The organism is Shigella sp. FJ200513 (assembly GCF_040495915.1).
In the GTDB taxonomy this organism is placed as follows: Bacteria; Pseudomonadota; Gammaproteobacteria; order Enterobacterales; family Enterobacteriaceae; genus ECMA0423.
This window is the reverse complement of the sequence record NZ_JBDYCV010000152.1, coordinates 1-6,477: the sequence shown is the minus strand read 5'-3', so window position 1 is coordinate 6,477 and position 6,477 is coordinate 1. Positions and strand designations below refer to the sequence as shown.

The following is a 6,477-nucleotide window of genomic DNA, read 5'->3' as shown; positions in this document are numbered from 1 at the left end:
TACATTGAGATTTTCTACAATCGTCAGCGTCGTCACTCTCGTCTGGGGAATATCTCCCCGGCAGCCTTCAGGGAAAATATCATCAGATGGCTGCTTAAAAAAAGAACAAATGGTAGTGTCCGCTATTGCCAGTACACCTCAAAAGTTGCCATGATTTACATTGAACAGCTTGAATTAATCCATAAAAGTGGTGATGTGTTGTATCCAGTAAAAATAACCAGAAAATCATCAGGAAAAACTGCCTTCCACCTTGTTCCATTCGGCTTAAATAAGACTCACGACCTTCTAGAGGTGGAAGATGCTTCAGAAGCAATTCGGCTGGTGATTGATGAACGTCATTCCATTCGCTGCAGTACACTTACAGCAACTATTACGAATAAAAAGGGCAAGCGAATTAAGCGGACAGGTATATACAGTATCAAGGGTGTTAACATAAAAGAATACAACGTCAGGTAATGGCACAGAGCGGTCCGTCAGTTCAGGTTTGGCTCTGTGCCAAAGATGGGTCAGGTCACACCTGATCTAATAAATTTAAGCCATTAAATCAGCCTTAACCTTCACCACCACCTTTTTAATCTCACCCGGCTCGCCAACAACGCATCCCGGCTTATGCGGCTCTCCTGGCATAAACACGGCGAACATTCCCGGTTTCAGAATGATGGTTTGCTCGTTTTCAATGGCGCTACAAAGCTGGTAATCATCTTCATGGTGGAACTCTTCACATTGGCGCGCAGTGCCTGCCATGCCAAACAGAATCCGTTCCTCACCGTTTAATAACAGCTGGATATCAATGTATTGCTCGTGCAATTCCGCTTTTTTCTCGACGGGCGATTGAGTGTTAAACGTCATGACATTCATAAAAATATTGTCGCCCTGTAATTCGTAACGACCCGGCGCTTTTTCTTGCGGTCTGGCAGCTAAGGCCAGCGTTAACGCGTCCTGTAACGCAGGATGTAACCCAGCAGACGGTAATGACTGTACTTCACCCATCATCATAATTTTTCTCCCTGGGCCAACAGCGCAGCCCCAAGTAAACCTGCATCATGGCGGTAATGCGCCGCCAGTAAATCAACATGAAATGCCGCTGGCTCCTGCGCCAGATACATTTCCACCAACGCCAGATACCCTTCTGCCAGACCAACGCTGCCACCAACCACCACGCACTGGCAATCAGTTGTGGCTTTAATATCAGCGATCAGCCTTGCAAGCGTACGTGCGGAGCGATGAATCAGTTGCTGCGCCTGCTCATCGCCCTGCCCGGCGCGTGTGAAAATAGTTCTCGCATCCGCGCCAGCCAGCTCGCCCTGCGCTGCCGCCGCAATGCCGCGACCAGAAGCAATTGCTTCCACGCAACCTGTGCGTCCACAGCCGCAGACTGGGCCGTGTGGATCGGCAAGCGTATGCCCGATGTGCCCCGCCAGACCGCCAGGGCCGGTAAGCAGTTTGCCGCCGCTCACTACACCGCCGCCGACGCCAGTGGAAACGGTGATAAAGACCATATCGGTTATATCGCCTTCCAGCGCCTGATACTCTGCCCATGCTGCGGCCTGCGCGTCGTTAATGGCAATGGTCGGCAAATTGGTAAGTTGTTCCAGCGTTTTGACTAACGGAAAGTGTAGCAATCCACCGAGATTATGCGGATTCAGCGCCAGCAAACTGCCGTCGCGAATAATTCCGGTTGAAGCGATGGCAACCCGCTGCGCATGAGCTTGCAACGGAGAGACTAATGCGGATAAGGCATCACGCAAGGCTTCTGGTGTCTGGCTGGCTGGCGTAGGAAGTTCACGACGATCGCGGATCTGCCCGTCAGCGCCAATCAGCGCGGCGGCAAGTTTAGTACCGCCGATATCAATCGCCAGTATGGTCATAGCACCGCCTTTTTCATCGCTGTGTTGTACCACTGACAAATGTGTTCAAGACGCGTAATGGCAGAACCGACCGTCACCGCCCACGCGCCGTGGCGCATCGCATCTGCCGCCTGAGCAGGCGTGTTGTAACGCCCTTCGGCAATCACCCGACATCCGGCTTCGCTCAACGTTTTCACCAGCGCCAGATCCGGCTCTTCTGGCGTTTCAGGCGTGGTATAGCCAGAAAGCGTAGTGCCAATAATTTCGGCTCCCAGCTTTTGGCATGCCAGGCCGTCTTCCGGCGTTGAGCAGTCGGTCATCGCCAGTAAACCGTGATGATGGATACGTGCCAGCAGCGTTTCAACAGGCACCGGACGCGGGCGGTCGGTGCCGTCAATGGCGATAATGTCCGCGCCCGCCTGCGCCAGCGCATCGACATCTTCAATATAGGCCGTGATGCGTACCGGAGAATCCTCCAGATCGCGTTTCACAATTCCAATAATCGGCACGCTCACCACCGCACGCGTGGCTTGCAGATTTGCCACACCTTCGATGCGAATGGCAACCGCGCCCGCCTGCTCTGCCGCTAATGCCATGGCTGCGACGATTTCGGGTTTATCGAGCGGGCTGTCAGGAACCGGCTGGCAGGAGACAATCAGGCCACCGTTAGCAGCGATTTTTTGATCCAGTTGTGCAAGTAACGACATACATCTTCCCTTAGCGAAAGGCCCGGTACATAGACCGGGCAACAGGATTAACTTTTGGTTTTGACTAAATCGTTTTTGGCGCTGCCAAATGGCACGGCACCGCTAAATGGTTTGCCGTCGATAGCGTCATGAGTACGCAATGCTTCCGGGCGCAGCCAACGCTGAACGCGGGAAGGCATATCCAGACCAATCAGCAGGATCACCACAAATGTCAGGCTGAACGAGAGCGATGCCAGCGCAGTACCCAGATCCAGACGTTGAGCGATCAACGCGCCGATGATTGGGGCCAGTGCGCCACCCAATGCGCCAACGTTGTAGGTAAAGCCCAGGCCCGCTGCACGCTGGTCGGTATCGAAATAACCGCCAATCAGTTTCGGTAAGATCCCGGCGATCCCTTGTCCAAGCATTTGCTGGAAGAACAGTAACAGACCGAGCACCCAGACGTTTGCGCCGCCAATCGCAAATACCGGAATAATCAGCAGCTGCGAGGCCAGCAGGCTACAAACGTACGCTTTGCGGGTTCCCAGCCAGTCACCGAGGAAGCCACCTACGCAGCATCCCACGGCCGCGCCAAAGCCACTAAAGAACAGCACATTGGCGACAGTATGCGGGTTATAAGCCAGATCGGTTTTCAGATACGTTGGCAGCAGCGCCTGAATCGGCCATGAGTAGAGGAAAGCAAACAACACGACCACCATCAGCATTACGCCCGTTGGCCAGCGTTTACCCGTACTTTGCACCATAAAGCTGATAAAGATTGCGGCGCATAACAGCCCGAGAACAGCGACGATTGCAGCATTTTGCAGGTTACCGGCGAAGCAGAACCACAGCGCAGTAGCCGCCGCCAGTGTCATTACGATATTGGCAATGCGATGTTCACCACGGTAGAGAATATCCACCATTGTGCGTACTGGTGCTTTACCTGCGTGTTTCTCTTTCCAGTCTTCCGCTTCCGGGATGTTTTTACGCAGCCAGAGAGCAAAGATGATTGGCAAAATGCCGATAAAGAACAGCGCACGCCAACCCCAGACCGGAACCACCAGGCTATAGACCTGAGCGGCAACGACGGCCCCCACAGAGAAGCCTGAAATCAAAAAACCACTGGCTTTGTTACGCAGATGTTTTGGCCAGCTTTCAATGACATAGGTGGCGCTGGAACCGTATTCACCCGCCATCCCCATGCCGATGACCAGACGAGCGATAAACATGGTGATGTAGCCTGGCGCAAAGCCGCAGGCCAGCGTCCCGGCCGAGAAGAGAACGATGCTGGTGACCATTGCCAGACGACGCCCGTAGCGGTCACCCATAGCGCCGAGCATCAGGCCGCCGAACCAGCGAGAGATAAAGGCTGCGGAGATCAGACTTGCCGCCTGCACCGTCGTCAGCCCGAATTCACCCTGTACTTCGGTGAGTACCAGGGCGATTAAAACGAAATCAAAACCGTCAAGCAGATATCCCAACCAGGCAGCGGAAAATGCGCGCCATTGTGCACGGTTGAGATGGCGATACCACGGGATATTCTGGGTTGTAGTACTCATTGTGAGTCTCCCGCGGTGGGCGATGCCCACACGCTTTGGTATGAAAATTGTAGGGTACAGATGCGTTTATTTCCCCTCACCCGGTAGGGGCGAGCGAGGGGAAAACAACTCACCCGCGCTCTTGCATCAACTGCTGGGCCAGCGCCTTCAGTTCTGGCAGATATTTTTCATCTACCGGTCCAAACGGTTTGCGGCACAGCGGCACAGAAACGACATCCATATAATGCAGGACAGTTTTCAGGCCGCGGAATACGCCCGTTTTGATCAGTAAATCAATGACTTTGTTGCACTCAGTTTGCAGTTTCTGCGCGGTCTGGATATCGCCTTCTTTCAGCGCCTTCACGATCCCCTGATATCGCCAGCCCATGATGTTGTAAGTACTGCCGATACCACCATCAGCGCCTGCCAGCAAGCCGGAAGCGAAGATTTCGTCGTAACCGTTATAGAGCACCAGATCAGGATGTTCACGACGGATCTGTTCCATCTGATAGAGATCGCCAGAAGTCTGTTTCAGCGCACCGACGCCAGGCAACGTAACCAGGGTGTTGATCTGATCCAGGGTCAGTTTTACCCCACTCAGGGCTGGAATGTTGTACACCACCATCGGCAAACCATCCGCTGAATCAATAATTGCCCGATAGTGATCGCAGTGTTCTTCAAAGCTGAAAGGATAGTAGAACGGCGTGACGGCGGAGACGGCATCGAAGCCATAACGTTTAGCCGATGCCGCAAGTTGTTGGCTTTCGGCGGTGCTGACGCAACCGACGTGGGCGATGAGTTTAATCTTACCTTTCGCCTCTTCGGCGACGATTTCCAGTACCTGTTCACGCTCGGAAAGGCTTTGTACAAAGGCTTCGCCGGTCGAACCACCCACGTATAAACCGTCGATGCCCTGCTGAATATTGAACTGAACCAGGCGGCGCAGACTCGCTTTATCCAGTGCTTGTTGTTGATCAAAAGGAGTCAGGAGTGCAGCCATTACGCCACGTAAATTCGTTGCCATAAATACCTCTGAAGTGATGCTTGTCTGATAAACGATATACCTTTATACCTGTTATACCAGATCAATTAAGCAACACCCCATACAGAAAGCTTATAATGCGATCTGCTTCACTAAAGTGGCATTATTTCTTTTTGTTGGTGGTCTGACCGAAAGCGTGCCAGGTAGCAGAGACGCTGTTGAGATGCGATTGCAACGCACGATCGGCTTCGTCAGGATCATGACGGCGGATCGCATCAACGATCGCAATATGCTGTTGATAACTAACGTTGTTATGTTCGTGCAGTGCCTGATCGGTAACCGTTGGGCGTGCGGCAATAAGCCAGTCGAGCAGGGCAACGTGGATCGCCATGAAGATTGGGTTACCGGGGATCTCCGCCAGCACGCGGTGGAAATCAACGTCTGAACGAATGAATGCCGCGTTGTTATCCAGCGACTGACTGTTGATTTCCAGTGCTTTTGCCAGCAAATCGATTTGCTCATCGGTGGCGTGTTCAGCCGCATAGCGCACCAGGCTGGATTCAAAGAACAGACGTAATTGTTCGAAATGGGCAATCCCACCAGGATGAGAAAGGAAATCTTTCGCCATGCCGGAAAGCTCGCCGATGATAGTGTCCGCAGAAGGTCGAGAGACACGAGCGCGTTCGCCGTTGTTTATTTGCACCAGACCTTTGCGTTTTAACGCTGCCAGCGCTTCACGCACAGAAGGACGCCCGACGTTAAAGAACGCCATCAGTTCGCGTTCAGACGGTAATTGTTCACCTTCGCCAAATTCACGACGGCGGATCATCTGTTCCAGCTCTTCTTCCACCATTTCGGAGAGTTTTTTACGCGCCAGCGGGCGGCTACGCAAGTTGCGACCAATTGCAGGTGAAGAATCTTCGGTTTGCGAATCAAATGCGTTCATAAGGCCCATTCTGTAAGGTCAGTGTGATTAACATCATCAGTGACATCCTATCACAGGATTGAAAGTAGGGGAAAATGGCAGGTTTTTCTCTTTGTGCCTCATCATTACCATAATTAACGGAATAATTAACTATTGCGAAAAATTAATGTAACGCAGATAAACACATCCCGATTGAATTATTCATAAGACTATTCACAAGCATTATGAATATTATGAATGTGTTCTTACAAAATAATCATAATCGCATATTTTTTAATGAAAAATCACCTCACCTACAATTAAAAACACGACATCCGCACCATAAATAGACTTGCAAAAAATATAACATCATTGTTTTCAATCTGCCATTTATGGGATTGACCGTTTTCTTTTGACACGGAGTTCAACAATGGGTAATGCTTCCAACTTACTGATTTAGTGTATGATGGTGATTTTAAGGTGCTTGCGTGGCTTTCATTTCCATCAGATGTCCTTCCTG

Annotated in this window: 6 protein-coding genes and 2 pseudogenes; 1 reads left to right on the top strand and 7 read right to left on the bottom strand. The window is 51.6% G+C overall.

All coding sequences use genetic code 11. From position 1 onward, the window contains the following. Positions 1 to 87, top strand: a pseudogene (locus tag ABZJ92_RS19960) (IS3 family transposase); the annotation flags it as partial. Positions 88 to 531: 444 nt separating this feature from the next. Here ABZJ92_RS19960 and nanQ read toward each other — a convergent pair. From nanQ to ABZJ92_RS19925, 7 genes and pseudogenes are all read right to left on the bottom strand, one after another. Then, positions 532 to 996, bottom strand: coding sequence for an N-acetylneuraminate anomerase (nanQ, locus tag ABZJ92_RS19955; protein WP_000979880.1), 465 nt, complete (start codon positions 994 to 996; stop codon positions 532 to 534). Further along, positions 993 to 1,868, bottom strand: a complete 876-nt coding sequence (gene nanK, locus ABZJ92_RS19950) for an N-acetylmannosamine kinase (RefSeq protein ID WP_000153624.1) — start codon at positions 1,866 to 1,868, stop codon at positions 993 to 995. Before nanK ends, nanQ begins: the two co-directional genes overlap by 4 nt. Further along, a complete protein-coding gene (locus ABZJ92_RS19945; RefSeq protein WP_001300570.1) occupies positions 1,865 to 2,554 on the bottom strand; it encodes an N-acetylmannosamine-6-phosphate 2-epimerase in 690 nt (229 codons plus the stop codon). The genes nanK and ABZJ92_RS19945 overlap by 4 nt, the downstream gene beginning before the upstream one ends. 47 nt (positions 2,555 to 2,601) lie before the next feature. Then, a complete protein-coding gene (gene nanT, locus ABZJ92_RS19940) occupies positions 2,602 to 4,092 on the bottom strand; it encodes a sialic acid transporter NanT (protein ID WP_000108459.1) in 1,491 nt (496 codons plus the stop codon). A gap of 109 nt (positions 4,093 to 4,201) precedes the next feature. Next, positions 4,202 to 5,095 carry an N-acetylneuraminate lyase gene (nanA, locus tag ABZJ92_RS19935; protein ID WP_000224714.1) on the bottom strand — a complete coding sequence of 298 codons (894 nt, stop codon included), beginning with the start codon at positions 5,093 to 5,095 and terminating at the stop codon, positions 4,202 to 4,204. Between the two features lie 121 nt (positions 5,096 to 5,216). Further along, on the bottom strand, positions 5,217 to 6,008 hold the full coding sequence (gene nanR, locus ABZJ92_RS19930) for a transcriptional regulator NanR (RefSeq protein WP_000523845.1): 792 nt from the start codon (positions 6,006 to 6,008) through the stop codon (positions 5,217 to 5,219). Between the two features lie 269 nt (positions 6,009 to 6,277). Next, a pseudogene (locus tag ABZJ92_RS19925) lies at positions 6,278 to 6,477 on the bottom strand (hypothetical protein); the annotation flags it as partial.

Bases quoted from the DNA above. Each gene is read 5' to 3' on its own strand.
- nanA (WP_000224714.1), bottom strand. From the start codon at position 5,095: ATGGCAACGAATTTACGTGGCGTAATGGCTGCACTCCTGACTCCTTTT.
- nanR (WP_000523845.1), bottom strand. From the start codon at position 6,008: ATGGGCCTTATGAACGCATTTGATTCGCAAACCGAAGATTCTTCACCT.
- nanT (WP_000108459.1), bottom strand. From the start codon at position 4,092: ATGAGTACTACAACCCAGAATATCCCGTGGTATCGCCATCTCAACCGT.
- nanQ (WP_000979880.1), bottom strand. From the start codon at position 996: ATGATGATGGGTGAAGTACAGTCATTACCGTCTGCTGGGTTACATCCT.
- ABZJ92_RS19945 (WP_001300570.1), bottom strand. From the start codon at position 2,554: ATGTCGTTACTTGCACAACTGGATCAAAAAATCGCTGCTAACGGTGGC.
- nanK (WP_000153624.1), bottom strand. From the start codon at position 1,868: ATGACCATACTGGCGATTGATATCGGCGGTACTAAACTTGCCGCCGCG.